Below are 25,517 nucleotides of genomic sequence, written 5' to 3'. Positions count from 1 at the left end.
CGAGCCGCTCCCGCGTGGGTCGGGGGCCCCGGGCAGCATTCGGCCACCCTAGTACGCCTTGTACCCCTGGCGCCTCACCCCTGCGCTGCCAGGGCCGCCAGCTCGTCGTAGGCCTCGCGCATGCATCGGCCGAGAGCATCTGGATCGCTGCCACCGATCCAGCGTTGGAATCCCTGCTGGAAGACCACGACCGCGGTGTCCCCTGCGATGTCTGCTGCCGAATCACCGACGCCCCTGGCCTTCAACGCCGTCGCGACGCCGAGCGCCATCGAGGAGAGCTTCAGGAACTCGCGCTCTTGCAGGCCCGGATTCGCCGCGATCACTCCTGCACGCTGCTTCGCGTAGTCGTATCTCTCGGCGAAAAACGGTGTGGCCGCTTGAAGCGAATCCATCGCCAGCTTCATCGGCTTCGCGGATGCCTCGGCGGGCGCAGACATCACCGCGGCGACGATCACGTCCTCGAGCGCGTGCAGACCGTCGAAGAGCACCTCTCGCTTGTCGGTGAAGTAGCGGAAGAACGTGCGCTCGGTCACACCGGCCCGATCGGCGATGTCCTGAACGGTGGTCTGCTCGAATCCGCGTTCGGAGTAGAGGTCGAGCGCGGCGCGGCGAAGCCTGCCGCTGGCATCCGGTTCCCATCTACCCATGTCGACGATTCTAGGCTGGAATTCCCCATGATGACAGATGCTGACATCAGTGCTATCGTCACTCATGTCAGTCGCTGACATGGCCAATCGGCTCCGGCGACATCACAAGGAAAGGGTTCTCATGCGCATCTTCATGACCGGGGCATCCGGCTGGATCGGCTCCGCCGTCGCCCCCGAACTGCTCGCCGCAGGACACGAGGTCTCCGGCATCGCGCGATCGGACGCATCCGTCGCCGCACTCGAATCGGCCGGCGTCACGCCGCTGCGTGGAAGCCTCGACGACCTCGACGTGCTGCGTGCGGGGGCCGAGGCATCCGACGCCGTGATCCACCTCGGGTTCAAGCACGACTTCAACGACATGGCGGCGTCAGGTCGCACGGAGCGTGCCGCCCTCGAGGTGTTCGGCGACGTGCTCGCCGGCTCGGGTCGAAAGTTCATGTTCGCGTCCGGACTGGCCGGAGCCGCTCCGGGCACGCTTCTCACCGAGGAGTACACGTCGCCGTACGTCGGGCCGGAATCCCCGCGCGGCGGCAGCGAGAACCTCGCGCTGAGCTTCGCCGAGCGCGGCATCGCGCCGGTGAGCCTGCGGTTCTCCCCGACCGTGCACGGCAACGGCGACCACGGCTTCGCGGCCGAGCTGGTGCGCATCGCCCGCGAGCGCGGCGTCTCCGCCTACATCGGCGACGGCTCGAACCGCTGGGCGGCGGTGCACCGCTTCGACACGGCACGGATGATCGCACTCGCGCTCCAGAAGGCCCCAGCCGGCACGATCACGCACGCGGTGGGCGAGGAGGGTATCCCGACGCGCGAGATCGCCGAGGCCATCGGTCAGGGGCTCGACCTTCCCGTCATCTCCGTCGCACCGGAGGATGCCGCCGCGCACTTCGGATGGATCGCCACGTTCTTCGGAATGGACGTCACGGCGTCCAGCAAGATCACCAGGGAGCTGCTCGGCTGGACCCCCACCGAACAGGGCCTGCTCGCCGACATCGCCGACTACTACGTGAAGGCACCGGCCGCGGTCTGACGCCCTGCCCCCAGCTCGCTGAGCGAGCTGGGGGCTCGGCACGCCCATGACAACCTGGCGTACGGTCGAACCATGGCAACGCGAGACCATGTGCGTCACGAAATGGCACTGCGGCGACTCACCGTCGACCGCACCGAGCAGATCACGCCGTCGATCGTGCGGATCACCCTGATCGGCGATGCGCTGGAGGGCTTCTCCGCCCTCGGCCCGACCGATCACGTCAAGGTGTTCTTCCCCGACCCGGCGACCGGCGCCCTCACCATGCCGGAGCTGACCGGCGACGGCGTGCGCAGACCGACCGACGGTGTCGTCATCTCCCGCGACTACACGCCACGGCAGTTCCGGCCGGCACCGTTCGGCGCGGCCGAACTCGACATCGACTTCGTGCTGCACGCCCCAGACGGCACACGCATCGGAACGGTGGATGCCGCGGCCGGCGGCCCCGCGTCCGCCTGGGCCGCAGCCGCCCACCCGGGCGACGAGCTCGGAGTGGCCGGCCCCCGCGGGTCGCGCCTCGCTCCGCAGGATGTCTCGGACGCCGTGCTGATCGCCGACGAGACCGCGCTGCCGGCGTTCACGCGTTGGCTCGACCTGCTGCCGGCATCCGCTCGCATCACCGCCCTGCTCGACATCGCCGACGAAGAAGTGGAGCCGTACCTCACTGGCGAGCAGACGCAGCGCGCGTCCGTCGAGTGGCTGTATCGCTCCGACGGGCCGGGGCAGCTGCTCGAATCGGTGCGATCGCTCGACCTCGCTCCGGATGTCTACGTCTGGGCCGCCGGCGAGGCATCCGCTCTCGTACCGGTTCGCCGGTACCTCAAGCACGAGGCCGCGCTTCGAACCGACCAGCTCGACGTGCAGGGCTACTGGAGGCGCGGCGTCGTGAACCTCGACCACCACGCGCCGGTGGATCCGACAGATCCGGACTGAGCGCCAGCAGCTCGCCTAGAACGCGAACATCTGTCCAAGGACCACAAGCCCGACGACCAGGATCACCACGATCACACCGAGAATGGTGAGCCACCTGGACGACATCTTGGCGACGCCGAAGCCCACCAGGAACGGCAGGGCGATGAGCAGCAGGGCGAGAATCCACCAGAAGATCGAGAACCCGACGGCGGAGGCGCTCGAGAGCCGGTCGCCGAACAGCTTGCGCGTGGCCGGGTGCGTCGCGTAGGCGACCGCCGCCGACAGGGGGAACGCGATCACCACGAGGGTGATCAGCCCGGCAAGCCAGCCCCACATGCCGCGACTGAGCTGCAGCGTCTCTTCCTCGCGCCTGCCCTGCTTGCTCTTCGAACTCATGCCCGAATGCTAGAGCAGACGGATGCTCGCGCCGGCGCGTCCCACGGGCTTCACCCGCTCAGTGCGATGGCGCTTCACCGCCACCGGTGGTCGGTGATCGTTGCGCGGGGGCCGTGGCGCTCCGGCGCTCGGCCCGACGCGAGGATCAGGCGCACCACGCGCTGGCGCTGGCCGGTCCAGGGCCGCAGGAGCTCGAGCATCCCGTCGTCGTCGGTCTTCGAACCGGTGAGCGCATGGCCGACGATGGACGCCAGGCCGTAGTCGCCGACGCTGATCTGGTCGGGGTCACCGTGCGAACGCTGCAACGTCTCAGCGGCCGTCCAGACCCCGATGCCCGAGACGGTTCGAAGCTTGGCAGCGGCATCCGCTCCGTCGTCGTCGATGGTGCGCTCCAGCGCCTGCGCCACCCGCATCGCCAGCACTACGGTGCGCGATCGGGTCGGATCGACGCCGATCCGATGCCATTCCCACGACGGAATATGTCTCAACGTCTCCGCCGACGGACAGACCCGGAGCTCTCGTGGCGCGATCCCCTCGGCGACTCCGGGAGCGACCTCGCCGAACCGGCGCACAATGCGCGCCCACTCGCGATAGGCCTCGAGGCTCGTCACCTTCTGCTCGATGATCGCCGGCACCAAGGCCTCGATCACGCGGCGCGTTCGGGGCAGCCGCAGTCCCTGGTTGCGTCGCAGCACCTCGACGAGGAATGGATGCCTTCCAACGTCGAGCGCCCTCCAATCGTCCCCGGCGCCGAGCAGCTCCGGCACGCCGTCGATGGCCCACTCCGCACCGGGTCCCCACGCCGTGGCGTCGACACCGTGGCCGCGCTGCACCAGGTGCATGGTCGCCGGTCCGGCAGGGGTGCGGAACGTGCGCCACACGCCCGACGACGTCCAGATCGTGGTCTGGTCGTACGGTCCGCGGCCGAGCACTCCGAGCGTGCGGCGAAGATCGACCGGCTCCGCCGGACGGTACTCGCAGTGCAGCGCCGCGGCACTCGTGTGCGCGGGCCCTCGGCCGACGATCGTCATGCCCTCCAGGCTAGGTGTCCCGTACGACAGCGTTCTCCCAGCTCACTTCGCCGCGCCGGCCACCCTCGGGATGCGCCGGTCGAGCACCGTCATCAGAATGAGCGCGATGCCCAGCCCGACGATCACCCAACCCATGGTGTGAAATCCGACGTCGGTGGCCTTCGCCCCGAACGCCAGCCCGATGAGGCTCGACGAGAAGATCGCGCCGATGTACGCGAACGTGCGATACAGCCCGGATGCCACGGCGATCTCGTCGGCACGCGTCTGCGTGTAGAGGGATGCCTGGTTCGCGAACCCGGTGAACCCGTTCGTCACTCCGACGAGCAGGGTCATGCCGATCGCGAGGACGATGCCTGAGGAATCCGTGATGAACAGCCCGATCGCACCCGCTCCGACGAGTGCGGCGCCGCCGATCACCAGCGGCCAGCGCACCCAGCCGCGCGATGAGACGAGGCGCGCGAGCACGATGCTCATCGCAGACATCGGGAGCATGACGAGGCCGGCGGTTGCGGCATCCAGATGCATGCCCTGCTCGAGGAACTGCGGTGCGCCGTACATCATCGTGTACATGCCGAGCGCGGCCATGGTCTGGCGCAGGTAGGTGCGCTGCAGCGGGGAGTTGCGGGCGAGCATCCGCACGTCGATCATCGGGCTGGATGCCCGCCGCTCCCAGAGGATCAGCGCGGCCAGCAGCACCGCGAACGCCACCAGCAGCCACCAGATCGGCGCCTTCAGATCGCCGAGAAAGACGAGCAGAGCCACGATCGCCGCTGCGAAGAGCACGATGCCCGGCAGATCCAGCGCACGTAGCATCGCCGTTCCACCGCGCTTCTCGCGGGCGGAATCCTTCGGCACGCCGAACAGCGTGAAGAGGTAGGTGATCACCGCGACTGGAAGGTTGATGGCGAACAACGCGCGCCATCCCCACACCCCGACCAGGATGCCGCCCAACGGCAGCCCGATCACGGCACTCACCTGCGCCGCGATCGAGAAGTTGCCGAGCACGCGGCTCGGAACTCCCGCGCCGGTCGCATCCGCCCTGCGCCGCACGAGCGCCATCGCCGTCGGGTAGGCGGCCGAGGTTCCGACGCCGATCAGCGCGCGGGAGAGGAGCAGGAATCCGAAGCTCGGCGCGAACGTACCGATCGCTCCGCCGAGGAACAGGATCGTGATGCCGATCAGAAACGTGCGGCGCGGGCCGAGCAGCGTCGAGACCTTGCCCATCGTCGGCTGCATGATGGCGCTGCACAGGTAGAGCACCGAGATGAGCGTCGCCGCCGGTCCCGGGCCGAGATGCATATCGACACCGATGCCCACAAGCCCTGTCGCGAGGGTGGCGCTGTTGATCGGATTGAGCGTCGAGCCCAGCAACAGCGGGGCGGTGAACCGCCAGCTGAACGGCTTCCTGACAGCCTCGATCGTCGCTTGTCCGCCTGCTGAGCGCTCGGTCTCTTCCTGTTTCGATTTCGTGATGTCGTCCTGGCTTTCTGCCTGTTGCGTGTCTTCGCCGGCGCGTCGGCGCGCGGTCGTCGCCGCCGTGTCCCGCGGCGGAAGTGAATGTGCGCAGCCCTGCGCTACGGGGTTTCGTCGAGCAGTCGCTCCAGCAACTGCATGGCCTGCGCGAGTTGCTTGCCCTCGTCGGCATCCAGGTGCTCACGGATGCTCCGCACCACCCAGTCGGTACGTGCCGCCCTGCTGCTCGTCAGGTCGGCCATCGCCTGCGGTGTCAGCGACCAGAGCACCTGGCGCTTGTCGTCGGGGTCGCGCTCGCTGCGCACGACGGATGCCTCGTCGAGCGCCGCAAGAATCGTCGCCATCGACTGCGGCTTCATGCCCTCTGCGCGGGCGAGCGCCGACAGGGTCGCTGCACCCTCGCGATCGAGCCGCACGATGACGTTCTTCTGCGATTGCGTGTAGTCCCCCACCGTGCTCTCTTCGCGCAGCCGCCTGCTCAGGCGACCGACGACGGCGCGGATCTGCTCGCCGAGCGCTACGGCGTCGACATCCAGGGAAGCGGCGGGGACGGTTGGTTGAGTCATCCCTTACAGGATAGCACTTGTTCAGTTAATCTGAACAGTTTGACTGAAGATGAGTCGCTACCGCCCGGTCGGGTCGCCCCCAACGCGCCCGCTCACTCCCAGACGCTCGGCGCCTCGGCACGCGTCGCCGGCAGCTTCACATCGTCGCCCCAGCGCACCAGCCACTCGGGCAAGTGGATGTTCGCAGGCAGCGGGCCGACGGCATCCAGCAGCTCGCCGATCGCGACGGTGCCGCCAGAGCGCTTGAGGAAGCGGCCCTTGATGAACGCCTCCGCGAAGACCTCGCCGTTCACGACGGCGCGCTGCTGCACATACACCGCCCTCTCGTCGAACCCGATGATGCGGGACTCCACGGTGAACGCCTGCCAGAGCTGCAGGGACTTGCGGAACGTGATCGTCTCGGACGCCACGACGGGGTACCACGCGCGCTCCGTGAAGATCTGCCAGACGCCGTTGCGGCGCAGCATGTCGAACCGTCCGATGTCGAAGATCGAGAGGTACACGCCGTTGTTCATGTGCTGCAGGATGTCCAGATCGGTCGGCAGCACCCTGAACCTCGTGACCGCCACGTCGTAGTGGCCGAGTCGTTTGCCGAGGCGGGAGATCCAGGCGTGCAGAATCGTGCGGAACAGCATGTGCATCGGGCCAGGCTAGGCGCCGCAGCCCCCGCGACCTACGCGCGTGTAGATCACCCACAAAAGGGCACGGGCATCCTCCGCTGCGCTTCGCATTCTTCGCCGCCACCGCTCCGCTGTCACAGATGGTCGGATTCCGGCGCTGAAGGCGACCACATGCGCCAGCGGAGCATGCGTGCAGGAGATGTCGCTACCCCAGGTGCCGCTCCGCGTGCCCGTCGTACTTCGAGAGGGGGCGGATCAGCGCGTTCGACGTCAGCTGCTCGATCACGTGCGCCGTCCAGCCGGTCACGCGGGCCGCGGCGAAGATCGGCGTGAACGTCGCGGTGTCGAATCCCATCAGGTTGTACGCGGGTCCGCTCGGGTAGTCGAGGTTCGGCTTGATGTTCTTGCGCTCCTGCATGGCCGTCTCGAGCGCCGTGTAGAGGTCGAGCACGTCCTGCCGGTCGTAGTGCTCGACAAGGCTCTCGAGGGATGCCTTCATCGTCGGAACGCGCGAGTCGCCGTTCTTGTACACGCGGTGCCCGAAGCCCATGATCTTGCGCTTGCTCGCCAGAGCGTCGTCGAGCCACGCCTCGGCCTTGTCTGCGGATCCGATCTCCTCGAACGCGACCATCACGGCCTCGTTCGCCCCGCCGTGCAACGGCCCCTTGAGGGCGCCGATCGCGCCGGTGACCGCGCTGTAGACATCCGACAGCGTCGACGCGATCACGCGTGCCGTGAAGGTGGACGCGTTGAACGAGTGCTCCCCGTACAACACGAGCGAGACGCGGAACGCGTCGACGACGGCGTCGTCCGGAACCTCGCCGAACGTCATGTAGAGGAAGTTGCTCGCGAAATCGAGGTCGTCGCGCGGCTCGATGAGGGTCAAGCCGTGGCGGCGACGCTGGTCGTAGGCGACGACGGCCGGCAGCTGAGCGAGCAGCCGAACGGCCTTCGGGTAGACCTCCGCGAACGGGTCGGCCAGCGCGCCGAACTCGGCGTCGGGGTCGTCTGCACCGATGACGCTGACAGCGGTACGCAGCACATCCATCGGGTGAGCGGATGTCGGCAGCCCGTCGATCGCGCGCCTCACGTTGCGTCCCATGGTGCGTTGACTGCGCTCAGAGGCTTCGAACTCGGCGAGCTCGACATCCGTCGGCAGCTCGCCGTGCCAGAGCAGGTAGGCGACCTGTTCGAAGGAGCACTCCGCTGCGAGCTCTTGCACCGGGTACCCGCGGTACAGCAGCGAGTTCGTCTCGGGGTTGACGCTCGAGACGGCCGTGGTGTCGACCACGACGCCGGCGAGTCCCTTGCGGATCTCGGGTTCTTGTTCAGTCATGGTGCTCCTTCGCTCCAGTGAAGTCTCGTGCATGTGCACAGTTGAGGCCATCCCCGCCGGTCGAGTAGCGCCGCCTCAGGCGACGCGTATCGAGACCCGATCGCCGCTGGTTGGCGTCGTCGCGGGGTCTCGATACGCAAGCGCTTCGCGCACGCTAGTCGACCATCGGTGCTCTAAAACAACCCGCGCGGGCTCTCCACCGACGCGAGCAGGCCATGCCGCGCGCTGAAGCTCAGCCCCGGCAGCTCGTCGGCGGTGAGCTCCGGAAGCCGCTGCGCGACATCCAGAAACCGGTCGATCTCCGTCGCCTCGAGCGCGTCCGCTGCGAGCGTGCGGAACTTGTTCACGTAGTCGTCGCGCGCGAACGGGCGGGCACCCAGCGGGTGGGCATCCGCAACGGCGATCTCGTCGGTGATGACCGATCCATCGGTGAACGTGATCTCGACGCGGCCGCCGAACGCCTGCTCCTGCGGATCGAGCGAATGGTAACGACGCGTCCACTCCGGGTCTTCCTCCGTGGCCACCTTGTTCCACAGCGCCACCGTGTCCGTGCGGGCCGCGCGCTCGGGTGCGTACGAGGCGACGTGGTCCCAGCTGCCGTCCTGCAGCGCCACGGTGAAGATGTACGGAATGGAGTGGTCGAGCGTCTCGCGCGACGCGCTCGGGTCGTACTTCTGCGGGTCGTTCGCACCGGAGCCGATCACGAAATGCGTGTGGTGCGAGGTGTGCAGCACAATGCTCTGCACGCGCTCAGGGTCGTCGAAGATCAGCGGGTACTCGTTGTGCAGCTTGCGGGCGAGGTCGATCCAGGCCTGCGCCTGGTACTCGGCCGAGTGCTCCTTCGTGAACGAGTCGAGGATGGCTCTCTTGGCCGTGCCGATTTCGGGCAAGGCTACTTCGTAGCCGCCCGATGGACCGTCGAGCAGCCACGCGATCACGCCGTCCTCGCCCTCGTAGATCGGGGTCGGACTCGTCTCGCCGCGCATCGCACGGTCGACGGACTCGATCGCCATCTTGCCCGCGAACGCCGGCGCGAACGCCTTCCAACTGGAGATCTCGCCCTTGCGGGACTGCCTTGTCGCCGTCGTCGTGTGCAGCGCCTGGCCGATGGCCTGGAAGATCGTCTCGGTGTCGAGCCCGAGCAGAGTTCCGATGCCGGCGGCTGCGCTCGGGCCGAGGTGTGCGACGTGGTCGATCTTGTGCTCGTGCAGGCTGATCGCCCGGGCCAGGTCGATCTGCAGTTCGTATCCGGTGGCGATTCCGCGCACCACGTCGCGACCGGTGAGGCCGCGCTCGGTGGCGAGGTGCTGGGCCACGGCGATCACGGGCGGGATGTTGTCGCCAGGATGCGAGTACTCGGCAGCGAGGAACGTGTCGTGGTAGTCGAGCTCGCGAACGGCGACGCCATTGGCCCACGCGGCCCACTCCACGCTCACGCGGCGGGCGGCATCAGTGCCGAAGACACTCGATCCGCTGCCGCCGACCGAGACGGGATGGGCGAGCGCCTGGGAGCGCGCCGCGGCGACCGGATGCCTCAGCAGCGACGCCGCTGCGACGGCCGCGTTGTCGATGACACGGTTGACGATCATGTCGGTCACCTCGTCGGAGACCTCGACAGGGTCGGAGGCGACCTCGGCGAGCTTCCAGGCGAGCTGCTCTGCGCGCGGAAGGTTCTCGTCGCTGCGATGAGTGCGCACGTTGGTGATGTTCACCCGTCCAACGCTACCTTCCGTCACCGCTGACGCCCATTCGGGGGACAGGAACCGCCCGGTCGGTGCCGGCTACCGGCTGCACGCTCGGTGGTAGCGTGCACGCGTGCCCCGACCGAGGGCACTGTGACGCGAAGGCGGGTCGGATGGACGAGGTCGTGGTCGGTGCGCCGCAGACCGAAAGCCGACGTACGAAGCGGCCGCGGTCCCGTCTCGAGATCGTCCTGATCGTGCTCATGAGCGTGTGTCTCGCCGCGTACGTGGTCTGCATCGTTGTGACCTACGCGTCGGGCTGGAGCAGGGCCTCGCCTGAACGGCTCGGGCTGAACATCACGATGGAGGGCCTCTCCGCCGCGATGTTCGTCGTCGTCGCCTTCGAGAACATTCGGCGCGAACGGATGTTCCCGGCCGCGATCCTGTTCACGATCGCGGGCGCGTGGCTCATCCTCGCGATCGCGCACCTCGGACAGGTGATCACGTCGTAGAGATGTTGCCGCCTCACACCTTCGGGAGGCGCCCCAACCCGTCGGCGATCGGAATGGATGCCAGCAGCCGGCGCGTGTAGGCGTGCTTCGGTCGCGCCCACACCTCTTCGGCCGTCCCCAGCTCGACGATGCGGCCGGCGCTCATCACGGCGATGCGGTCCGCGATCATGCGCACGACGGAGAGGTCGTGGCTGATGAACAGCAGCGAGGCGTTCCGCTTCGCGGCGACGTCGCGCATCAGGGTGGCGACTTTGGCCTGCAGGGATGCGTCGAGCGACGCGATCGGCTCGTCGCCGATCAGCACGTCGGGCGACGCGGCGAGCGCTCTGGCGATCGCGATGCGCTGTCTCTGGCCGCCGGAGAACTCGTGCGGGTATCGACTCATCGCGTCGGCCGGCATGCCGACGTCGGCGAGGAGCTCGGCGATCGACGGCGCAGAACCGCCGGCCGCGCGCCTGCCGTCCTCTATCTGACTGCCGACCCTGCGGCGTGGATTGAGCGACGCATACGGGTTCTGGAACACCATCTGGATGCGCCGCAGCCGCGCCGGCCGCGCCAGCATGCGGAGCCGGGGAACCGGCTCTCCCCCGAAGCGGATGTTCCCGCCCGAGAGCGGTTCCAACCCGCAGGCCGCACGGGCGAGAGTGGATTTTCCGCATCCGGACTCGCCCACCAGCCCCAGAACCTCGCCGGGCGCGAGCGTGATGCTGACACCGTCGACGGCGCGCAGCTCGGCGCGACCGGACTGCCGGTAGGTGACGGCGACGTCGTCGAAAACGAGCTCAGCGGGCATCCGTCGCCCCCTCCTGATCAGCATCGGCATCGTCTGGAACGAATGCCGCACCGGGCGGCGGCGTATCGGGCAGTGACTCGATGAGCGAGCGGGTGTATTCGCTGCGCGGTTCCGTGATCACCTGGTATCGATCGCCGTGCTCGACGATCTCACCGCGGTGCATGACGGCGATCGTGTCGGCGACAGCCGACATCACGCCGAGGTCGTGCGTGACGAGCAGCACGGCGAGTTCGAGATCGTCGCACAGCTCGCGCAGCAGGCGCAGCACGCCGGCCTGCACCGTGACGTCGAGCGCCGTCGTCGGCTCGTCCGCGATGAGCACACCGGGGTCGCAGGCGATCGCCGACGCGATCGCGACGCGCTGCAGTTGGCCGCCTGAGAATTGGTGCGGATACCGGTCGAGTGCGTCTGCAGCATGCGGCACGTGCACCCGCTGGAGCAGATCGACAGCGCGGGCACGGGCATCCCGTCGCGACAGACCGAGGTGGAACCGCATGTGGTCGGTCAGCTGGCCGCCGATCGAGATCATCGGATGCAGGCTCGCCGTCGGGTCCTGGAACACCATCGCGACCTCGCGGCCGCGCACCCTGTTGAGCGCGCTCGAACGCAACGAGAGCAGGTTCGGAACCTGCACGCGGTCGCTGTGCAACTCGACAACGCCGCCGACCTGGGATCCGGCCGGCTGCAGCCCGCAGACAGCGAGACCTGTCATGGTCTTGCCCGATCCGGACTCACCGGCAAGCCCTGTGACGCGACCTGCCGGTATCTCGAGGTCGATGCCGCGAAGAATCGGCGTCGCACCGCGCTTGTCGCCGATCGAGAGCGTCAGACCGCGGATCGACAGGCCGGTCACGGTTTCCGTACTCAAATCGACACCCCCGAAACCGCCTCGGCCGTGCGCGGGTCGAGAGCGTCTCGCAACGCGTCGCCGATGAAGTTGAAGGCGACGACGACCGAGAAGATCGCGATGCCGGGGAACGTGGCCAGCCACCACTGGCTGAAGTTCTGCACGCCATCCGACACCATGGCGCCCCATTCCGGCGTCGGTGGCACGGCCCCCAGCCCAAGGAACGAAAGTCCGGAGAGCAGCAGGATCGCGTTGCCGAAATCCAGCGTCGCGAGCACGAAGATCGGCGCGACGACGTTCGGCGCGACATCCCTGCCCAGCGACCGGAACACCCCGGCGCCCATCAGGCGCCCTGCCACGACGTACTCCTGCTGTCTCGCTCCGAGCACCAGCGACCGCGTGACGCGAGCGTAGTTCGGCCATGACACCAGCAACAGTGCGATGACCGCATTCAGCAAGCTAGGGCCGAGGGATGCCGCGACGATCATCGCGAGGATGATCGTCGGAAAAGCGAACACCAGGTCGGCGATGCGCATGATGACCTCGTCGACGACGCGACCGAAGTATCCGGCGATCGCACCGAGCACCGAGCCGATCAGCATGGAGCAGACGACGAGCACGAGCGACAGCGGCAGAGAGATGCGGGAGCCGTAGAGCACTCGCGAGAGTTCGTCGCGACCGAGCACATCCGTACCGAACCAGTGCGCAGCGTTGGGAGCCTGCAGCGGCGTGAAGCTCTGCGCCAACGGGTTGTACGGCGCAATCAGCGGCGCGAAGATCGCGATCACCAGCCACGCGAGCACGATGACGACGCCCACGATGGCCATCGGCCGACGCCACGCGCGAGGCAGCAGGGGCCGGCGGCGGCGCTTCCACGCTGGCGTCTTCGTCCCCAGGGTGTCGGACACTGCTGTTTCGGAGCTCATTGCACTCTCACCCTCGGGTCGATGAACCCGTAGATCACGTCGATCGCGAAGTTGATGCCGATGTACACGACGCCGACGATGAGCCCGACGCCCATGATGGCGGGAAGGTCGAGCGTCGTGGCCGCCTTGTAGGCGTACTGGCCGATGCCGCCCCAGTTGAACACCTGCTCGGTGAGCACGGTGCCGGACAAAAGCGAACCGAAAGCGAGCCCGACGATGGTGAGGATCGGCAGAAGCGAGCCGCGCAGGATGTACCGGAACACGACTGTGCGCGCCGGCAGACCCTTCGCCCTTGCGGCCTTCACGTAGTCCTGCGAGAGCACGTCGAGCACGCCAGAGCGGGTGAACCGCACGAGCAACCCGACCGTGAAGAGCGTCAGAACGGCGCCGGGGAGAACGAGGTGCGAGAGGGCATCGCCGAAGGTTGCCCACTGGCCGGCGAGCAGCGCATCCACCGTGTACATGCCCGTGACGTGCGGAGGCGGAGTGTCCGCAGGCGAAAGTCGCCCGGTGCCAGGAGCCCAGCCGAGCAGGTAGAAGAAGACGAAGAAGAACGCGACGGCCAGCCAGAAGGTCGGGATCGAGATGCCGATCAGACTGAACACCCGGATGATCTGGTCGGAGAGCCGGTTGTGCCGCAGCGCCGCGAGCATGCCGAGTCCGATGCCGATGATGATCGAGAAGATGATGGCAAAGAGCGCCAGCTCGATCGTGGCGGGGAACGCCACGGCGAGATCCTGGCTCACGGGGTTGTGCGTCTGCGTGGAGTTGCCCAGATCTCCGTGCAGCAGGTTGCCGAGGTAGATGAAGTACTGCACCACGACGGGCTTGTCGAACCCGTGCTGAGCGTTGAACGCCGCGACGATCTTGGGATCGCTCGCCGCCTTGTCACCGAGCGCCGCCGCGGCCGGGTTCGCCGGCACGAGGTTGGCGAGCACGAAGGTGACGACGGTCACACCCCACAGCAGCAGAATGCTGATGCCGAAGCGGATGCCGATGTAACGCAGCAGCGGATGAGACCGGCGGCGTCCGTCCCTGGAAGAGACGGACGCCGCCTGCTCGACCTCGCTACTTGATGGAAGCGAGGTCAACGGTCCACACGGGGTTGAGCGGCACGCTCGTGATCGAGGTCGCGGTCACGACGTACTGGCCGGGCTGCACGAGCGGCACGAACGGCCCGCTGGCGTTCATCGCCTTCTGCCAGGTGGCGAAGGCCTGCACGCGATCGTCGCTGGATGCCGATCCGGCCGCGTTCGCGGCATCCGTCACCGTCGCGTCCGCTCCGTCCTTCCACGCTGCACGGAGCCCGATGCTCTGGCCGGGGCTGAACACCAGGTAGTCGGAGGCGTCGGGGTAGTCGGGACCCCAGTACATGATTCCGGACTGCAGGTTGCCGGCGCGGAATGAGTCGAGCACCGTGGCGATCGGCCCGGGAGCCAGCTTCACCGTGATGCCGGCCGCGGCCCACTGCGACTGCAGCGCCTGGGCGAGGGTCTCGAACTGCAGACCATCGACGGTGATGTCGTTCGGGTACGAGAACGTCACCGTCTGACCGTTGTAGCCGCTCTTCGCCAGCGCGGCCTTAGCCGCCGCCAGGTCGAATTCGGCGGTCGAGTCCGGCTTGATGGCTCCCTTGAACTGGGATGGCACGAGGCCTCCCGGCTGAGTGGATCCGCTTCCGGAGAGCCCGAGGATCTTCGAGTAGTCGATGCTCTTGCGAACGGCGGTGATGAAGTCCTGATTGTTCGTGACCCCGGCGCCGATCGTCGAGTCCTGGTTGAACCAGAGGTACATCACGTAAGGCGAGGTGCCCTTGATCAGATTGGTCTTGGCGCTGTCGAGGCCCTGAACCTGCGTCGCGTTGAGATCGAGGGCGACCTGGCTGGCGCCGGCCTGCACGTTGATCTTCTGAGTCGGACCCGCGACGTTCTCGAGCACGACGTTGCTGTACGCAGGCTTCGTGCCCGCGTAGTGCGGGTTGGGCTCGAACACGACCTTGGTGGTCACGCTGTACGACTTGAGCATGTACGGGCCCGAGCCGGCGGAGGTCTTGTTCAGGTAGGACTCCGCTGAATCGGACTTGGTGTCGGTGCCACCGTGCTTCTTCAGCACCTTCGAGTCCACGATGCCGAGCGACGGGTTCGGCAGGATGAAGGGCAAGGCGGGGTTCGCCGTCGTCGTGGTGAGAACGACGGTCTTGTCGTCCTTCTTCGTGACGGTGACTCCGTCGAGCAGGAACGACGGGTTGCCGGCGATGGCCTGCACGCGCTTCAGCGAGAAGACCACGTCGTCGACGGTGACCGGGTCGCCGTTCGAGAAGTAGTGCTTGCCGTCCATGGTCAGAGTCAGCGTCTTGTCGTCGCTCGACTCGCTGTAGGACATGATGCCGGGTACCGGCTTGGTGACGTCGCTGCCCTTGAAGGTGAGCACCGTCTCGTAGAGCGCCTTGTCGACGATCGAGCCGGTCAACTCGAACGCGCGCGCCGGGTCGGAGGTCTTGAGGTCGAACGAGTTGTCGACGACCAGGGTCTTGCCGCTCGAGCTGCTCGAGCCGCCGCCGCCAGAGCATCCGGCGAGGACGACGGCGACACTCGCGCCGATGACGATTGCCGCCGCGAGGCGACGGTGAGAGCGGATCATGCTGTGCCTTTTCTCTTCGGGCGTGCTGGCGCGGGGGCGATCGAACGTGCCGCCGCGCGCCGGGGAATGCGTACACCGTATGCTCGCACCGTTTCGACGACGTTTCGGCTCGCGCGAGATCACACGGGATCGTTACGTGAGCAGCTCGGGCTCCGAGGCCAGCCTGCCGGACTCGAACGCGGCATCAGTCTCCGACAGCACACGCAGCATGTTCGCACCGGCGAGCATCGCGAGCTCGCCACTCGTCCAGCCACGTGACGCCAGCTCGGCCAGCAGAGCCGGGTACCCGTCGACGCCTTCCAGCCCCGCGGGAAACTCGTCGGTGCCGTCGAAGTCGCTGCCCAACCCGATGTGCCTGATGCCGGCAACGTCGCGAACGTGCTCGATGTGGTCCGCTGCATCGGCGACGGTCACCCGGGGCGCCGGCCCACTGCGATCGGAGTCGAACCACTCGGCGTAGTCCTCGCGCAGGAACTGCGGCACGAACGAGAGCATCGCGACGCCGCCGTTGGCCGGCATCCGCTCCAGTACGTCATCGGGGATGTTGCGCGGATGATCGGCAAGGGCCCGCGACGAGCTGTGGCTGAAGATGACGGGAGCGGATGCCACGTCGAGCGCCGCGTGCATCGTCACCGGCGCAACGTGCGAGAGATCCACCAGCATGCCGATGCGATTCAGTTCGTGAACGTACTCCACCCCGCGTGGGCTGAGGCCGCCGTGGCGCACCTCGTCGGTGGCGGAATCCGCCCACCCCGAGGTGCGCGTGTGCGTCAGCGTCAGATAGCGCACCCCGAGAGCCGCGTACATGCGCAGCACGGCCGGAGAGTCGTTGAGCTGATGGCCGCCCTCCGCGCCGAGCAGGCAGGCGATGCGTCCGCGCGACCGGGCGAGCGCGATGTCGGATGCCGACCTCGCCAGTTCGAAGTCGCTCGGGTAACGCGCCACGAGCCGGTGCACCCAGTCGATCTGCTCGAGGGTCGCCTGCACCGCCTGAGCCCCGCTGTCCTCGTCTTCGACGAAGACCGACCAGAACTGGGCGCCGACTCCCCCGAGTCTGAGCCGCGGGATGTCCGTGTCGGTCGGCAGCATGGCATCGAGCCCGTCGACCGAGTAACCGCGGTTGACGCGGTTCTCCCACGCCCAGTCGTTGTGCCCGTCGATCAAGGGCGACAGGGCGAGCGCCTCGGCGACGATCGCGGCGGCATCCGTTTGCGTCATGGAAAGACGCTAAGGCATGCCACAGCGCGCCGAGCGCACCGAAATGCAGAGTTCACAGTCGGCGGACGCAGTCGTTCGGGTGCGCTCGCCCGCGAGCCGCGTCAGTCCGCGAACGACGCGGTGGGAACGATCACCGCACGGGCGAGCGTGTGGAAGTGAAGGTTGAAGCCGAGAACGGCCGGAGTCGACTCCGGGTCGAGTTCGAGACGGTCGACATCCACAGCGTGCACGACCACGAAATAGCGGTGCACCCCTGTGCCCTCCGGTGGCTCGGCGCCGGTATATCCGATCTCGCGCAACTCGTTCTTCAGCTGAGCCGCCCCGGCCGGAAGCGAGCCGCCTGCACTGCCGGCGCCGCGCGCGAGCTCCGTCACAGACGACGGAATGTTGTAGACGGACCAGTGCCAGAAGCCGGAGCCGGTCGGGGCATCCGGGTCGTGGATCGTCACCGCGAAGCTCTTCGCGGCGTCAGGAGCTCCGGTCCAGGACAGCTGCGGCGACGTGTTCCCGCCGCTGGCACGGAACAGTGCGTCGATCGGATGCCCGTCGACCACGTCCTCGCTGGTCACGGTGAACGACGGAACGGCTCGGAACCGCTCGTACGGGTCTTCGGCCACGACTACCTCCAGTGCCTATCGAACCACGCGTGCGTCGCCAGGCTCCATGGACGGAGCCACCACCGTGACGGGCGCGGGAACGACCGTACGCTTGTTCGGCCGCAGCCTCCGCGGAATCGACGTGACGGCCCAGCCGGTCACGCGCAGCATCGCCTCGACGACGATGCCGAGCGACATCTTCGAGTCGCCGCGCTCGCGCTCCGCGAACGTGATCGGCACCTCTGTGATGCGCAGCCCCTCGGAGTGCGCGTGCCGCAGCATGTCGATCTGGAAGCAGTAGCCCTGGCTGAGCACGGCATCCAGATCGATGCGCTCGAGCGCGGCGGCCGTGAACACCCGGTAGCCGCCGGTCATGTCACGCACGTGGATGCCCAACGCCGAGCGGGAGTAGGCGCTGCCGGCGAGCGAGATCAATCGACGCGACAGCGGCCAGTCGACGACACCGCCACCCGGCACCCACCGCGAGCCGATGACGACGTCAGCTCGATCGAGGGCTGCCAGCAGATCGGGAAGCTGCTCCGGACGGTGCGAGCCGTCGGCATCCATCTCGACGATGACGTCGTGGCCGTCTGCCAGGGCGAGCCTCATGCCTGCGCGGTACGCGGCGCCGAGTCCTTCTTTGACGGTGCGGTGCAGCACGTGCACGAACGGGTCGGATTCCGCCAATTCGTCGGCCAGTTCGCCCGTGCCGTCCGGGGAGCCGTCATCGACCACCAGCACGGATGCCTCAGGCACCGATGCCCGCACACGTCCCACGATCCACGCGAGGTTTTCGACCTCGTTGTACGTGGGAATGATGACTGCCACGTTCATGATGATGATCCTCTCGTTAAAAGGTAGACAGCGTCCCTGTGCAAGCGATAGGTGTCGGCAACCCTGAAGCCGAGCGCTTGCAACTGCGCGATCCTGTTGTGCATGCCGACGGACGAGACGACGCCCTCTCGATCGGTGCCGCGGTACTCCACCAGCCACACCCGGCCGTCGCCCTGATTCAGACGGCCGGCGACCTGCGGAATCGAGTACGTGGTGTCCCAGAGTCCGTCGGTGTCGACATACGACGTCTTGAGGCGCACGTCGACGACGTTCTTGAACTGCTCCGGGTACAGATGCAGCGCAAGGTGCGGGTCCCGCGACGGACGTGTGCTCTCGTCGAAGACGATGTCGTCGCCGGGCTTCGAGTGCGCCTGCACCGTCGCGGCGACCTCGGCCCAGTCACTTCCGCCGTTCTTCGCGTACGGCCCGCGTTGCGCCAGGTAGGTCGGGGCGGCCAGGGCCGCGATGCAGGCGATGCCCACCGCGATTGCGGTGACCCGGATGCCGGCCCTGCGGCCGCTCCATCGCCTCGCGATCCAGCCCGCCGCACCGTTCACGCCGATCGCCAGCAGAATCGCGATGGCGGGCGTGACGTACGACATGTACCGCACGGTGTATGCGGGAACCACCGAGTTCAGCGCGAGCAGCACCAGAGGCGGAATCGCGGCCCACGCCAGCACCAGAACGGGAAGAAGGGCGCGATCGTGCTGCCCCCTGCGCACGAGCGTCACGATCCCCCAGGCCGCGACCCCGGCCAGAGCGAGCCATGCGACGACAGCCAGCCAGGTATCGGTGTCGAACCACTGCGTCACGATGAAGCGCCGGAAGTCGACGCCCGGATGCCGTCCGAGGAACGCGATCTGACCCTGCTCGGTCAGAGCGAGCACGATGATCGGTGCGGCCAGCACCGCGCCGGCGAGTGTGGACACCAGCCAGCGGCGCACGGTCGTGGCGAGCGCGGTCGTCTCGGGGGAGGCATCCGTTGACGTGCTGGAGACCGCTCGTGCTGTCGCCCGGATGCGCCCGCGCCCGATCCAGAGCAGAGTCGCCGCGTAGACGAGCGCGAGAAGAGAGAGGTAGAGGAACACGTAGATGCACGCCGCGAAGGCCACGGCGAAGCCGATCCACGGCAGCGCACGGCCGGCCCGCCGCGTCACCAGGCGAACGAACAGCACGGTCAGCCACACGGCGCAGGCGGTTCCGAGCGCATACGAGCGCACCTCTGCACCCATGTACGTGGTGCGCGGGAGCACAGCGAAGATGAGCGCCGATGTCACGGCCAGACGCAATCCGCCCAGCCGGTTCACGAGCACGACGATGCCGGCAGCTGCGACTCCGACGGCGAGCGCACTCGCGAACCTCGTGGAGAACTGCGTCGCTCCGAACACCTCGATCCAGATGTGCAGCAGCGCGTAGTAGGTGCCGTGTACGGCATCCACGTGTTGCACCTCGCGCAGCAGGGATGCCCATGGCCGCTCTGCCGACATGATGCTCGCTGCCTCGTCGCCCCAGAACGATGGGATCCAGGAACCCCACCACGAGATGACGAAGGCGACGACGCCCAACACGATGGCGACGAGCGGGGTGCGGTACCGAGAAGGGGAGGCGGGAGGCGCGACGGTGGTGCGCGGCAGGCCCCCGCCGGTCCGCGATTCGTAGCCGGAGGCTTCCATCGCAGAGGAACGCACGCCACCGGACTGCACACTGTGCACGTCGGTTCTCGACACCACGCCTCCCGCCCGAATGCGGCATCCGATCGGATGCCTTACTCAGGTCAGCGCGCCGTCCTGGGCGTTCCCCCGGCTGTGCGTGAACCGGGCGTGAACTTCTTCTCAGACATGTGAAACCTGTGTGTCACTTCAGTCGCGGCAAGCTCGGAACCTCGGTTGGGCGCGGCACGCTCTCCCCTCTGTTCACGTAGTCGAACGCGCATTCGTTCATCGGTCTACCGGCATGCAACAGGGGACCCCGGCTCGACGCCGGAGTCCCCTCGTATATTGCGATCGTGCTCAGTGCACAGCTGGGCTCGCGTGATGGATCAGATCGAGCACCTGCGCCGGGAACCAGGCGCCGGCGGCCGGGTCCACCTGACCCCAGAGCGGGTCGAACGATGCCTGCCCCGCGGCATCCGTTGGCCATCCTGGCTGCGAGTATGCGCCGTAGTCCCACAGCCGACCGGCACCGGACGCGTTGCATTGGCCGTCGGACTCACCAGGGGTCTTCACCCAGAGGTACGCGTCGAGCAACGGCACGCCGGTGTTCGTCGTCGGGGTGAGGCCGAGGCCCGCCCCCGGCGGGTTGCACCAGTTGCCGCCCTGCAGCGTGGACACATTCGCGGCCGGCTGGTTGTACGGCGCCGCCGTGTACGCGGTCATGCTGTTCGGTCCGGTGCCGTTGCGGCTCGTGTCGATCACGAAATGAGCGGACGGCGTGACGCCGGCACCGCTCAGCGCCGACGCGTATCCGGCATTGATGCCGCTCGTGTTCAACGTCGGGTCATCGCTCGTGTCGCTCCACTGGCCGTAGTTGTTCAGTGCGACGCCGTTGTACGCCCCGAGAAGCGAGGCGATCTTCGTGCCGTCCGGACCGCCGTTCCAGTACTGGTTCGGACACGATGCGCTCTGATTCTGGCCGAGCAGCGCAATGCAGTCGGAGATCCAGGTGCCGTACTCGGTGTTGTTGGCCGTGTACTGGTAGTTGGAGACGTTCAGGAAGAAGCCCTGGGCCTTGTTCACGCCCGCCTGGATGAGCCGGTTCGAAATGTCGCCGACGTTCATCCACGCACTGTGCGTGGCATCAAGATAGACGCTCGTGTTCGGCTTGGCCTCCAGCGCGTTCACCGCGTAGTTCAGCTCGGTTTACCGCTCGGCGTCGGTGAACGGATACGTCGCCGGGTCGAGCCCGTGGGTGCCGATGCAATCCGTCGTCGGCAGCAGCCCCAGGCCGTCCGGCTCTACGAGAATCGCGGCCTTGCTGTTGCCGATGCCCGCGGCGATGCCGTCGATCCACGCCTCGTAGGCGGCGGTGTTCGCCGCACCTCCTGCGGAGTACTGGCTGCAATCGCGACCGGGGATGTCATACGCCACGAACACGGGCGTCGTGCGCTCGAGAGACGCCGCGAGCACGGTCGTCTGCACCGTCTTGCGCACACTGGATGCCGTTCCTCCGTCGAGCCACACCGCCTGCGGCGTGGTCTCCACTTTGGCGAGGGCGAGGGCATCCTTCGCCCCACCCTTCTGCACCAGCAGCTTCAGCCCCTGCTTGACGGCGTCGGAATCCGGCGCTTTCACGAACAGCTTCGTCGAAGTGCCGAGAATATGACCACTCGTCGGACTGTTGCCGACGGCCTGCGCGGGAAGGCTCATTGCGACGGTGGCGACCGCACAGGCTCCTACGGCGACGGCCGCAAGGATGCCGCGCGACAGTAATCGCTTCATCTCATCTCCTCATCGAGATCGAGCCCGAACCCCATCGGCCGGGCTACGTGTCTGATCGTGGCCCGTCCTCGGCGCCACGTCAAGAGAGCGCTCCCACGGCGCCATTCCGCGGAATTCGCGCGCGATGACAACCCCGACGTCGCGAGACCGCGACGTCCACGCCACCCTGGACTGATCTAGAGATCGGTCGACACGATCGGCACCGGGCCTCCCGTCGCCACGTGCCCCCACGCGGCGACCGCCAGCACGATCACCGCCGACACCAGCAGTCCGATCGCGGCATCGGCGTGCACCGCAGCCGCCCCGACGACCGCGCCGAGTCCGATCAGCACCACGGCTCCGGCGCGACGTGCCCACGGCTGCCCCTTGCCTGCGCCGAACACCGAGTCGGCGGCGAGCCCCGCGAGAGTGGATGTCACGACGACCGTCGTCACGTCTTTCACCGCGATGTGCCGCGCTGTCGCGGCCTGCGCACCCATGCCGAGGCCGAGCATCCCCGTCACGGTCCACTGCACGCCCTGCACAGGATGCCCGCCCGCCGCGAACAACACGACCGCGGCCGCGAGCAGCACGATGCCGACGCTCGTGAACATGATGGTCGAGAGCCGAGTCCACCCCTCGTCCACGCGGCGCAGCACCCGGCCGCCGATCGCGGCTCCTGCCATGAAGCAGACGAGCGCGATGACCGGCCCGATGATGGGCAGGTCGTCCGCGCCGAGCAGCGCCATGCCGAGGATCACGACGTTGCCTGTCATGTTGCCGGTGAAGACGCGATCCAGTCCGAGGTAGCCGACGGCATCCACGACGCCGGTGGAGAACGTCAGCCCCAGCATCAGCCCGAGGTGCGTTCTCTCGTGCAAACCCCATGTCTTGGCCATGTCGTTCCTCCTCGTGGATGCATCTCGATCACACCACACGTGCGAGGGGCGATTCGCGCGGGAGCGCTCTCAGGCTCGCCGTGCGTACGAGAGAATGGATCGGTGAGCATCCCCCTCTCCGGAACATCCATCGATCTCGTCAACGGCGAATACCGCGCCTCCATCGCCACGGTCGGTGCATCGCTGCGCTCGCTGACCTTCGCAGGGCGTGACCTCGTCGTGCCGTTCGACGTCGATGAGATCCGCCCGGCCTATCGCGGCGCGACACTCGTGCCATGGCCGAACCGCATCGTCGACGGCCGGTACACGTTTGCCGGCGTCGAGCAGCAGGTGCCTCTGACAGAGCCGCAGCGGGGCAACGCCCTGCACGGACTCGGCGCCTGGCTGGACTATCGGGTCGTGGACCGCGGTGACGATTTCGTGGAGCTGGCCGCGACCATCCAGGCTCAGCAGGGCTACCCCCACCGCATCGACATCACAGCCCTGTTCCGTCTCGACGATGGCCTCACGACGGTCATCACGGCACGCAACTCCGGACCGGATGCCGCTCCCTTCGGCACCGGCCCGCATCCCTACCTCGTCGCCGGCGATGGGCACGTCGACGACTGGACGCTCACGCTCCCGGCTTCCAGAGTGCTCACCGTGACGCCAGACCGTCTGGCGCCCATCGCGCTGGCGGATGTCTCGACCGAGCAGGGCGGAGACTTCGACTTCCGTGCTCCGAGGGTCGTCTCCGACGTGTTCATCGACCACGCATTCACCGCGCTGAACAGGGATGCCGACGGCGTGGCATCCGTCGAGCTGCGGGCGGTCGACGGCCACGGCGTCGCGATGCGGTGGGACGCCGCCTGCCCGTGGGTGCAGATCCACACCGCCGACCAGCCCGACCCCGCTCTCAGCAGGCTCGGCCTGGCGGTCGAGCCGATGACGTGTCCGCCCGATGCGTTCAACTCCGGAACGGATCTCATCGTGCTGGAGCCGGGCGAGACGTCGAGTGCGAGTTGGAGCATCCGGGCCATTTGAGGCTGGTGAGCACCGGTGTTCCGAGTCACTTGTCGACGGTCAAGCCTTTAGCCGCGCAGAGGTGCCCCGCGTTCTTCGGATCACCCGGATAGACGTCGACGCGCTGTTCGTCGACGATGCACGCCAACTGTTGCGGTGAGGCCTCCGCAGGAGCTTGCACGTTCTGCAGTTGGACGCAGTCCGCGCCCAGCGGGGTCACCGGCGTCGCGGATTGGATCGTGAGCCCGCTCTTCGGGTCGTCGATGAAGCTCCACATCGTGCCGTCCGTGAGGTGGATGGCACCGCAACGGTGTCCCTCGGCGAGCTGCTGACGCACCAGTGCGTCGACGCCGTTCTCGACATTCGTCAGGGTCTGAATGTGAGCGCACGCGCCGATGGGGTTCGCCCTCGCAACCGCCGCATCCTGCTCCGTCGAATACACCAGTTTCACGCTTGTCGTGGTCGCCGTCTGCGATGGGTAACAGGAGACCGTGAAGGCAGGAGTCTGGTTCGTCAGCGGCGCCAGTGCGGCACCGCCGACAGCGACGCCACCTCCGAACAGAAAGACGGCTGCGATCGCCGCCGCACCGATTCGCGCCCGGCGTGTGCGCAACTGTTGCCGCCGGTGGTTCGTTTCAGCCTGCACCGCGGACCAGATGCGATCGACCGCCCTTGCCTCGGCGGCGCCAGTCGGCGGCGGCACAGGGTGTCGGTTCTCAGTGATCATGCTCGATCACCGCTTCTCGCATTCTCATTCGTGCTCGTTGCAGCCGCTTCCCGACCGCGGATTCCGTGGCATCCAGCGCGGCGGCTGCCTGTTTGTAGGAATGGCCCTCGATCAGACAGAGCTCGATCACCCTGCGATCGTCCGCAGAGAGCTCATCGAGCGCATCGCGAACCCAGATCAGATCGTCGGTGACGGGCGCCGGGATGTCCCGTGCATCGTCGAGCGAGGTCGTGCGTTCTCGCACGCGCTTCCGGGCCTGATTGCGAGCGTGGTTCTTGCACACCGTCAGCAACCACGGCAGGAGCGACTCATCGGCCACCAGCAGCGATCGACGCTTCGACCAGCAGGTGACGAACGTCTCCTGCACCAGGTCCTCGGCAGCGCCGGCATCCGCGGCCAACGCCCATGCATACCGCAGAACGATGGATGCGTGCCGACGGAACAACGCTTCGAACGCGGCGCGGTCGCCGCCGCGAACGCGTTCAACGAGAAAGACGTCGAACTCCTCATCGGCGCGCTCTGCGGAAACCCTCACACCTCACCATGTCCCCGACCGGGCGATTCCTGACACCGTGATCGAAATCGGACCCGCATCTGCATCTGCATCTCGCCCGCTGGACGCGGGGCAGCGACAACTCCACTATTCCGCCAGCACCGTGCTCGGTGACTTGTCCACAGTGTGGCTATCTGTAGTGCGCAATGTCTGATGTGTTGGGTAGAATCGAAGTTATGTTCGACACTGAAGCCTACGCAGCCTCCGGCTCTGACCCGGGCTTCGTGTGTGATGTCGTCGATGATCTTGCCGGCGCGTCTGCGGATGTTCCGCCTGAGGACGTGTTCGAGAATGACGGTGTCTGGAATCAGGGTGTGATTCCGGTGCGGCATGTGCGTCGGCTGTCGGCGGTGGAGATTCTAGACTTCGTGTTTGATGATGCGGTGTCACATCAGACGGTGGTGAATCGTGAGTCGGCGCGGCAGATGTTCGCGGTGCATGAGGCGTTTCAGATCGCCAGGGAGTATGTGCGCGTCTATGTCCCGGTGGGTGCTGCGGACACCTCTGTCGGGGTGGATGATGTGGACTTTTCGGAGCGTGCTGTGGCGTTCGATTTGGCGCACCGGTTGCATGTCAGTGAGAACCTGGTGCGTGCGTACGATCACCAAGCCGGTGTCCTGACCGGCAGCCTGCCTCGCTTGTGTGAGTTGTTCCTGGCGGGGCGGATCAGTGCCCAGCATGTGCGTGCTGCAGTGGACAGTGCAGACGGTATCCCGACCGAGACCCTGATGACTGCCTACGATGAACGTCTCGCCTTGATCGCTGAAGGTCTGCGGGTTGGGGAGTTCGCCCGCCGCTGCCGGTTGTTGCGGGAGCGGTTGTGTGCCGACACGCTGCAGGAACGCCACGACCGTGAAGTGGAGAAGC

Annotated in this window: 25 protein-coding genes and 1 pseudogene; 5 read left to right on the top strand and 21 right to left on the bottom strand. The window is 67.2% G+C overall.

The window, feature by feature from the left end; translation table 11 throughout:
* Nucleotides 1–74: 74 nt before the first annotated feature.
* Nucleotides 75–647, bottom strand: coding sequence for a TetR family transcriptional regulator (locus MJ603_RS16965; RefSeq protein ID WP_243064940.1), 573 nt, complete (start codon nucleotides 645–647; stop codon nucleotides 75–77).
* A 121-nt stretch (nucleotides 648–768) separates the two neighbouring features.
* Here MJ603_RS16965 and MJ603_RS16960 point away from each other — a divergent pair, with 121 nt between their 5' ends.
* Entirely contained in the window at nucleotides 769–1,674 is a 906-nt protein-coding gene (locus MJ603_RS16960; protein ID WP_243064939.1) for an SDR family oxidoreductase, read from the top strand.
* A gap of 72 nt (nucleotides 1,675–1,746) precedes the next feature.
* Nucleotides 1,747–2,604 carry a siderophore-interacting protein gene (locus MJ603_RS16955; protein WP_243064938.1) on the top strand — a complete coding sequence of 286 codons (858 nt, stop codon included), beginning with the start codon at nucleotides 1,747–1,749 and terminating at the stop codon, nucleotides 2,602–2,604.
* A 15-nt stretch (nucleotides 2,605–2,619) separates the two neighbouring features.
* Here the strand turns inward: MJ603_RS16955 and MJ603_RS16950 are convergent, their stop codons facing one another.
* From MJ603_RS16950 to MJ603_RS16920, 7 genes are all read right to left on the bottom strand, one after another.
* The gene (locus MJ603_RS16950) at nucleotides 2,620–2,979 is read right to left on the bottom strand and encodes a hypothetical protein (protein WP_243064937.1); all 360 of its coding nucleotides are present in this window, start codon (nucleotides 2,977–2,979) and stop codon (nucleotides 2,620–2,622) included.
* Nucleotides 2,980–3,053: 74 nt separating this feature from the next.
* On the bottom strand, nucleotides 3,054–4,010 hold the full coding sequence (locus MJ603_RS16945) for a DNA-3-methyladenine glycosylase (RefSeq protein WP_243064936.1): 957 nt from the start codon (nucleotides 4,008–4,010) through the stop codon (nucleotides 3,054–3,056).
* Nucleotides 4,011–4,052: 42 nt separating this feature from the next.
* Nucleotides 4,053–5,381, bottom strand: coding sequence for an MFS transporter (locus tag MJ603_RS16940; RefSeq protein ID WP_243064935.1), 1,329 nt, complete (start codon nucleotides 5,379–5,381; stop codon nucleotides 4,053–4,055).
* Nucleotides 5,382–5,584: 203 nt separating this feature from the next.
* Nucleotides 5,585–6,049, bottom strand: coding sequence for a MarR family winged helix-turn-helix transcriptional regulator (locus MJ603_RS16935; protein WP_243064934.1), 465 nt, complete (start codon nucleotides 6,047–6,049; stop codon nucleotides 5,585–5,587).
* Nucleotides 6,050–6,141: 92 nt separating this feature from the next.
* Nucleotides 6,142–6,690 (bottom strand): thioesterase family protein, encoded by a 549-nt coding sequence (locus MJ603_RS16930; RefSeq protein ID WP_243064933.1) that lies wholly within the window; start codon nucleotides 6,688–6,690, stop codon nucleotides 6,142–6,144.
* Between the two features lie 184 nt (nucleotides 6,691–6,874).
* The gene (locus MJ603_RS16925; protein WP_243064932.1) at nucleotides 6,875–8,005 is read right to left on the bottom strand and encodes a bifunctional 2-methylcitrate synthase/citrate synthase; all 1,131 of its coding nucleotides are present in this window, start codon (nucleotides 8,003–8,005) and stop codon (nucleotides 6,875–6,877) included.
* A gap of 173 nt (nucleotides 8,006–8,178) precedes the next feature.
* Nucleotides 8,179–9,717, bottom strand: coding sequence for an MmgE/PrpD family protein (locus MJ603_RS16920; RefSeq protein WP_243064931.1), 1,539 nt, complete (start codon nucleotides 9,715–9,717; stop codon nucleotides 8,179–8,181).
* 143 nt (nucleotides 9,718–9,860) lie between these two features.
* On the opposite strand from MJ603_RS16920, the gene MJ603_RS16915 reads away from it, so the two are divergent.
* Nucleotides 9,861–10,199 (top strand): hypothetical protein, encoded by a 339-nt coding sequence (locus MJ603_RS16915; RefSeq protein WP_243064930.1) that lies wholly within the window; start codon nucleotides 9,861–9,863, stop codon nucleotides 10,197–10,199.
* Nucleotides 10,200–10,212: 13 nt separating this feature from the next.
* Here the strand turns inward: MJ603_RS16915 and MJ603_RS16910 are convergent, their stop codons facing one another.
* From MJ603_RS16910 to MJ603_RS16855, 11 genes and pseudogenes are all read right to left on the bottom strand, one after another.
* Nucleotides 10,213–10,992 carry an ABC transporter ATP-binding protein gene (locus tag MJ603_RS16910; protein WP_279239533.1) on the bottom strand — a complete coding sequence of 260 codons (780 nt, stop codon included), beginning with the start codon at nucleotides 10,990–10,992 and terminating at the stop codon, nucleotides 10,213–10,215.
* The gene (locus tag MJ603_RS16900; protein WP_243064929.1) at nucleotides 10,982–11,860 is read right to left on the bottom strand and encodes an ABC transporter ATP-binding protein; all 879 of its coding nucleotides are present in this window, start codon (nucleotides 11,858–11,860) and stop codon (nucleotides 10,982–10,984) included. Before MJ603_RS16900 ends, MJ603_RS16910 begins: the two co-directional genes overlap by 11 nt.
* Entirely contained in the window at nucleotides 11,857–12,666 is an 810-nt protein-coding gene (locus MJ603_RS16895) for an ABC transporter permease (protein ID WP_243064928.1), read from the bottom strand. Before MJ603_RS16895 ends, MJ603_RS16900 begins: the two co-directional genes overlap by 4 nt.
* A gap of 95 nt (nucleotides 12,667–12,761) precedes the next feature.
* Nucleotides 12,762–13,856, bottom strand: coding sequence for an ABC transporter permease (locus tag MJ603_RS16890; protein WP_243064927.1), 1,095 nt, complete (start codon nucleotides 13,854–13,856; stop codon nucleotides 12,762–12,764).
* Nucleotides 13,834–15,405, bottom strand: coding sequence for an ABC transporter substrate-binding protein (locus MJ603_RS16885; protein WP_243064926.1), 1,572 nt, complete (start codon nucleotides 15,403–15,405; stop codon nucleotides 13,834–13,836). Before MJ603_RS16885 ends, MJ603_RS16890 begins: the two co-directional genes overlap by 23 nt.
* Before the next feature lie 132 nt (nucleotides 15,406–15,537).
* Nucleotides 15,538–16,623, bottom strand: a complete 1,086-nt coding sequence (locus tag MJ603_RS16880) for a dipeptidase (protein ID WP_243064925.1) — start codon at nucleotides 16,621–16,623, stop codon at nucleotides 15,538–15,540.
* 101 nt (nucleotides 16,624–16,724) lie between these two features.
* Nucleotides 16,725–17,240: a YbhB/YbcL family Raf kinase inhibitor-like protein gene (locus MJ603_RS16875; RefSeq protein WP_243064924.1), complete on the bottom strand. Its 516-nt coding sequence runs from the start codon at nucleotides 17,238–17,240 to the stop codon at nucleotides 16,725–16,727.
* Nucleotides 17,241–17,255: 15 nt separating this feature from the next.
* Entirely contained in the window at nucleotides 17,256–18,053 is a 798-nt protein-coding gene (locus MJ603_RS16870; protein ID WP_243064923.1) for a polyprenol monophosphomannose synthase, read from the bottom strand.
* Entirely contained in the window at nucleotides 18,050–19,780 is a 1,731-nt protein-coding gene (locus tag MJ603_RS16865; RefSeq protein WP_243064922.1) for a glycosyltransferase family 39 protein, read from the bottom strand. The genes MJ603_RS16870 and MJ603_RS16865 overlap by 4 nt, the downstream gene beginning before the upstream one ends.
* 282 nt (nucleotides 19,781–20,062) lie before the next feature.
* A pseudogene (locus tag MJ603_RS16860) lies at nucleotides 20,063–21,418 on the bottom strand (glycoside hydrolase family 6 protein).
* Nucleotides 21,419–21,666: 248 nt separating this feature from the next.
* Nucleotides 21,667–22,368, bottom strand: a complete 702-nt coding sequence (locus MJ603_RS16855) for a YoaK family protein (RefSeq protein ID WP_243064921.1) — start codon at nucleotides 22,366–22,368, stop codon at nucleotides 21,667–21,669.
* Nucleotides 22,369–22,470: 102 nt separating this feature from the next.
* Between MJ603_RS16855 and MJ603_RS16850 the strand changes: the two genes are divergently transcribed.
* On the top strand, nucleotides 22,471–23,391 hold the full coding sequence (locus tag MJ603_RS16850) for an aldose 1-epimerase family protein (RefSeq protein WP_243064920.1): 921 nt from the start codon (nucleotides 22,471–22,473) through the stop codon (nucleotides 23,389–23,391).
* A 25-nt stretch (nucleotides 23,392–23,416) separates the two neighbouring features.
* Here MJ603_RS16850 and MJ603_RS16845 read toward each other — a convergent pair whose 3' ends face one another.
* Nucleotides 23,417–24,097 (bottom strand): hypothetical protein, encoded by a 681-nt coding sequence (locus tag MJ603_RS16845; protein WP_243064919.1) that lies wholly within the window; start codon nucleotides 24,095–24,097, stop codon nucleotides 23,417–23,419.
* Nucleotides 24,087–24,632, bottom strand: coding sequence for an RNA polymerase sigma factor (locus tag MJ603_RS16840; protein WP_243064918.1), 546 nt, complete (start codon nucleotides 24,630–24,632; stop codon nucleotides 24,087–24,089). The genes MJ603_RS16845 and MJ603_RS16840 overlap by 11 nt, the downstream gene beginning before the upstream one ends.
* 194 nt (nucleotides 24,633–24,826) lie before the next feature.
* On the opposite strand from MJ603_RS16840, the gene MJ603_RS16835 reads away from it, so the two are divergent.
* On the top strand, nucleotides 24,827–25,517 hold a 691-nt coding region (locus MJ603_RS16835; RefSeq protein WP_243064917.1), incomplete at its 3' end, for a DUF222 domain-containing protein.

This window comes from Humibacter sp. RRB41, from assembly GCF_022761015.1.
Taxonomy (GTDB): domain Bacteria; phylum Actinomycetota; class Actinomycetes; order Actinomycetales; family Microbacteriaceae; genus Humibacter.
This window is presented reverse-complemented; position numbering and strand designations above follow the sequence as displayed.

Coding starts and splice junctions, on each gene's coding strand:
- MJ603_RS16965 (WP_243064940.1), bottom strand. CDS start 647: ATGGGTAGATGGGAACCGGATGCCAGCGGCAGGCTTCGCCGCGCCGCG.
- MJ603_RS16960 (WP_243064939.1), top strand. CDS start 769: ATGCGCATCTTCATGACCGGGGCATCCGGCTGGATCGGCTCCGCCGTC.
- MJ603_RS16955 (WP_243064938.1), top strand. CDS start 1,747: ATGGCAACGCGAGACCATGTGCGTCACGAAATGGCACTGCGGCGACTC.
- MJ603_RS16950 (WP_243064937.1), bottom strand. CDS start 2,979: ATGAGTTCGAAGAGCAAGCAGGGCAGGCGCGAGGAAGAGACGCTGCAG.
- MJ603_RS16945 (WP_243064936.1), bottom strand. CDS start 4,010: ATGACGATCGTCGGCCGAGGGCCCGCGCACACGAGTGCCGCGGCGCTG.
- MJ603_RS16935 (WP_243064934.1), bottom strand. CDS start 6,049: ATGACTCAACCAACCGTCCCCGCCGCTTCCCTGGATGTCGACGCCGTA.
- MJ603_RS16930 (WP_243064933.1), bottom strand. CDS start 6,690: ATGCACATGCTGTTCCGCACGATTCTGCACGCCTGGATCTCCCGCCTC.
- MJ603_RS16925 (WP_243064932.1), bottom strand. CDS start 8,005: ATGACTGAACAAGAACCCGAGATCCGCAAGGGACTCGCCGGCGTCGTG.
- MJ603_RS16915 (WP_243064930.1), top strand. CDS start 9,861: ATGGACGAGGTCGTGGTCGGTGCGCCGCAGACCGAAAGCCGACGTACG.
- MJ603_RS16910 (WP_279239533.1), bottom strand. CDS start 10,992: ATGCCCGCTGAGCTCGTTTTCGACGACGTCGCCGTCACCTACCGGCAG.
- MJ603_RS16895 (WP_243064928.1), bottom strand. CDS start 12,666: ATGGCCATCGTGGGCGTCGTCATCGTGCTCGCGTGGCTGGTGATCGCG.
- MJ603_RS16885 (WP_243064926.1), bottom strand. CDS start 15,405: ATGATCCGCTCTCACCGTCGCCTCGCGGCGGCAATCGTCATCGGCGCG.
- MJ603_RS16880 (WP_243064925.1), bottom strand. CDS start 16,623: ATGACGCAAACGGATGCCGCCGCGATCGTCGCCGAGGCGCTCGCCCTG.
- MJ603_RS16870 (WP_243064923.1), bottom strand. CDS start 18,053: ATGAACGTGGCAGTCATCATTCCCACGTACAACGAGGTCGAAAACCTC.
- MJ603_RS16855 (WP_243064921.1), bottom strand. CDS start 22,368: ATGGCCAAGACATGGGGTTTGCACGAGAGAACGCACCTCGGGCTGATG.
- MJ603_RS16845 (WP_243064919.1), bottom strand. CDS start 24,097: ATGATCACTGAGAACCGACACCCTGTGCCGCCGCCGACTGGCGCCGCC.